General features: G+C 42.5%; 6 protein-coding genes. 4 read left to right on the top strand and 2 right to left on the bottom strand.

All coding sequences use genetic code 11. The features are described from left to right. The first annotated feature begins 23 nt into the window (after positions 1 to 23). Complete coding sequence (locus F7C14_RS07595) at positions 24 to 380, top strand: archaellum operon transcriptional activator EarA family protein (RefSeq protein WP_290901517.1); 357 nt, start codon at positions 24 to 26, stop codon at positions 378 to 380. Then, positions 377 to 1,252, top strand: a complete 876-nt coding sequence (locus F7C14_RS07590) for a methyltransferase domain-containing protein (protein WP_290901515.1) — start codon at positions 377 to 379, stop codon at positions 1,250 to 1,252. Before F7C14_RS07595 ends, F7C14_RS07590 begins: the two co-directional genes overlap by 4 nt. Here F7C14_RS07590 and F7C14_RS07585 read toward each other — a convergent pair. Both F7C14_RS07585 and F7C14_RS07580 read right to left on the bottom strand, forming a co-directional pair. Beyond that, positions 1,243 to 1,626, bottom strand: a complete 384-nt coding sequence (locus F7C14_RS07585; protein ID WP_290901513.1) for a thioesterase family protein — start codon at positions 1,624 to 1,626, stop codon at positions 1,243 to 1,245. The two genes, F7C14_RS07590 and F7C14_RS07585, sit on opposite strands and share 10 nt — an antisense overlap. Beyond that, complete coding sequence (locus F7C14_RS07580) at positions 1,623 to 1,946, bottom strand: hypothetical protein (RefSeq protein WP_290901511.1); 324 nt, start codon at positions 1,944 to 1,946, stop codon at positions 1,623 to 1,625. Before F7C14_RS07580 ends, F7C14_RS07585 begins: the two co-directional genes overlap by 4 nt. Before the next feature lie 79 nt (positions 1,947 to 2,025). Here F7C14_RS07580 and F7C14_RS07575 point away from each other — a divergent pair, with 79 nt between their 5' ends. Both F7C14_RS07575 and F7C14_RS07570 read left to right on the top strand, forming a co-directional pair. After that, a complete protein-coding gene (locus tag F7C14_RS07575) occupies positions 2,026 to 2,460 on the top strand; it encodes a hypothetical protein (RefSeq protein WP_290901508.1) in 435 nt (144 codons plus the stop codon). A gap of 1 nt (position 2,461) precedes the next feature. Continuing rightward, positions 2,462 to 3,499, top strand: coding sequence for an MBL fold metallo-hydrolase (locus F7C14_RS07570; RefSeq protein WP_290901519.1), 1,038 nt, complete (start codon positions 2,462 to 2,464; stop codon positions 3,497 to 3,499). The last annotated feature ends 108 nt before the right edge of the window (positions 3,500 to 3,607 follow it).

The following is a 3,607-nucleotide window of genomic DNA, read 5'->3' as shown; positions in this document are numbered from 1 at the left end:
TTCTTATATAGTGCATAGTGATAATGATAGTAATAGGTGAGCTAAAGATGTTCGAGTCTCCCCACATTATTACGATCGACCCCCACATTCTAAGGAGCATAAATAAAAGCTCTCTTCGCAAAAAAGTACTTTTTTACCTTTACAGCATTTATCCGAATTACGACTATCTCGCGAATATTTCGAGGAGGGTGAGGAGCGATCCCACTAATGTTCTTGGCTGTTTGAAGGGGATGGGGAACAGATACAATGGTTCGAGTTCCCTCATCGAACTTGGACTTGTTGAGGTGATCGAAAAAGACGGTTACAAGTATTACCGCATAACGGACCTCGGCAGAAAAGTTGTGGAATACGTCAGAGAGGTTTACGGTGACTACATATGATGAAGTTACTGCACGAGCTCGATGCGATGATGGATTCGATTTACGGTTATATGGTTCTGAAATCCTACGTTTTCCTGCTGAGATTTAATGGGAATTATGCGAATAGAGACTATGCCGAAAGGTCGAAGAAGTATGGAGAGAGATTCGATAAGAGTGTGCTAAGCAAAGCCTGCGAAGCTTTAAAGATTTGTAGGGACGGTAAAATCCTTGATCTTGTTGATGCAATGGATCGCTCCTCTTACTACGCTTTAATCCATCCGGAACATCCGAACATAACTCTCGGATTCATAAAAGATGCTGACCTCTGGAACCTCTGGCTTGAATCGGGAGTTTACAGATATGTCAGAAGAGCTATTGCAGAAATCCTCGGAATAGGCTCTGGAGACAAGATTGTTGATTTTGGTTGCGGAAGCGCATCACCGAAATTCTACTCCTCTCTCATCGGAAGTTCGGGGTTGTATGTGGGGATCGATTATTCAAAACCCCTCCTCAACATAGCGGAAAAGAAATGTAGAAACGAAAAATTGATCGATAGAGTGAGGTTAATTCATTCCAAAGCGGAATCGAGAATCCATTTCAATAAAAATTACGATGTAGCGATAATTTCAGCAGTAGCCGAATATTCATCTATCAGCGGAATTTTAAGAAACGCCTTGGAAGCTTTGGGATACGAGGGGAGCATAGCTATTTTCTCGGAGCTGTTCGTCGATTTGCAGCCGGAGAGGGTGGAGCTGTTCAACCTTTATTATTCTTTAATCCCGGGCTTCAGGTCTTTCCCATCTTTAAGGGAGATAGAAGAATTTTTTGAAAAGATTGGATTGGACTATTCCCTTAAACCCTACGGAAATCATCTTCTTGTAGTTCAGCTTTGAAGAACCTTTCTGACCTCTTCGGGCATCTTCCTTCTCTTCCAGCTTTTATCTATGCAAACGCACGAAATTTTACCTTCGGCGACGACCAAATCTTTTCTTCTCGCCTCGAATCGAAATGTAACGCTGCTTTCTTTCAACTCCTCAACGGAAACGACGATTTCAAGCTCATCGTCGTATTTTGTAGGAGATCTGAATTTCCCCTCCGCATAGACTATCGGGAAAGCGTAGTTTTCCTGAGGATTTCTGTAAAAGAGCTCCGGTTTTATTCCCTTCTCTCTCAAAAACTCGTCTAAAGCCTCTTTGAAGTAGTTAAAGTAGGAAACGAAGTAAGTCACGCCGAAGGGATCGGTTTCTCCGAATCTTACTCTCCTCAAATCAGACCCCTCTCCTTCAGAAAGCTTTCGACGATCTCCAAAACCTTTTCGAGAATTTCCCTCTCTTCTCCACTGATTCTCAGCATTATCAAAGCGTTCGTATCAGCCGGAGGAGCTACAGCCATCTCCACTCCGTTTATTTTCGCATCCCTCACAGCTTTTGCTATTTCTCCCTTTGCAACTATTTTATCTCCCACTTTGAGTAGAAAGCCGTGGTGTTCAGAATTCGGAAGTTCGAAGTGGACGACCATCGTCGAGTAATCCTTTCCCTTTTCAAGGGTTTGAACCTTCACCTTCCTCCCCTTATACTCGAACTCCATGTTTCGTTGTCGGCTCATCTGGTGAAAAGAGTAATGTTTTTATTCTTCCCTTAAACCATGATTAATAGTGGTGATAAAAATGCCGGAGAAAATGAGAGTTGTCTTATGCGGCTACGATCCGATGCTCGTAAGGGGATACGTGAAAGCGAAGAACGAGGAAGCTTTGTGGTTCTACCTGCCAAAAGAACTCTACGAAGATTACAAGCTGAAGCCCGGAGATAAAGTAAAGGGAGTAGTGGAAAAAATATACGCCGGAAAAACAGGAGAAGTTGTGGCTGAGCCCAACGAAGAATTCGTCTGGGAAACCTCAAGATTCACCGGAATGGCTGTTGTTGTCGACCATGACTTCATAGCGAAGTACAAGCTTACAGCATGGCACTTCTTGGAGCTGACAGTAAATGCGATAATTCAGGACGGAGAAGAGAAGGAAGTTTATCCGGGAGAAACAAAGCAGAGAAAGTTCTGGCCAGACGAAAGGTTAAAGCTCCACTACACCCTTGACTACGTTGAGTAGAATGTGGGAAAAAGTTGAAGGTTTTAAAAACCTTTTATTTTTGGAAGGTTACGGCTTTTCTTCCAACATTTACGCACTCAAACACTCTTCGATTGCTCTAATCGATGTTGGAAACGATTACACGGCTTTTTTCGAGTTTAAAGAAGAAGTAGGAGAAATCTCCGAAATCGATCAGATTTTTTTGACACATTCCCACAACGATCACACCCTCGGCTTGCTTGAACTCTTTAGAGCCTACAAAGATTTCGATAACGTCGAAATTTACGTTCACGAACTTATGAGGGATGCGATAGAAAAAAGAGCGAAAACGTTTGGGAAGAAAGTGAGAGTTGTGGGAGTCAGGGGTGGAGAGAACATTAATTTCGGAGGAGAAGAAGCGTTAATTCTGAAGACTCCGGGGCACACGATAGATTCGCTCAGCCTTTATCTTAAAGAAAAACATGCCCTCTTTTCAGGAGATGCGGTCGTTGTTAACCCTGTAATTGACGAGAGCCTTGGAGGGAGGTTGGTAGATTACATAATTTCGCTGAGGCATTTGAGGAAGATGGAAATCTCAGCGATATTTCCTGGACACGGCTACTACGCTTTGAAAGGGGCGAGAGAGATTCTCGACAAGGCTTACCTGAAAGCTTTAAGTTTTCTTGAACCTGATAAACCTCTGAAGGAGGTGGCTAAGAAAGCGTTGTCTCTCGGAATGGTTGAAGAAGCAGAGTACGCTTTGGAAAAGCAGCTGGAAGTCGAATTTGATGAAGAAGCACTCTTTGGGTTGGCTTCGATAAAAGCGGATAAGGGGGAGTTCGAAGCTGTTAAAGAGTTGCTTAACGGATATGACACTTTTGAATCCCACCACATTGTTGGAGTGGCTGCGATGAAGGCGGGAAAATTTGATGAAGCTGTAAATCATTTCAAAAAAGCCCTTGAAATTAGGGAAGATAAAAACATCAGGCTGCTTCTTGCCACCGCTCTGTATGAGGCGGGAAAGGTTGAAGAGGCTATGAAAATTGAAGAGTTAAAATCTATTTTATCAAAAATTAAATAATAAATGAGCAAAATAATTATCCAGCCAACTTATTGCTTCGCTTCAACACTCATTAAAAACCATTAAACTTATATTGTTGACAATAATATATCATGTCAAATCGTGGAG

This window comes from Ferroglobus sp. (assembly GCF_015521575.1).
Lineage (GTDB): Archaea > Halobacteriota > Archaeoglobi > Archaeoglobales > Archaeoglobaceae > Ferroglobus.
Note: the sequence above shows the minus strand (reverse complement) of the source record. Positions and strands in the feature narration are given on the sequence as shown.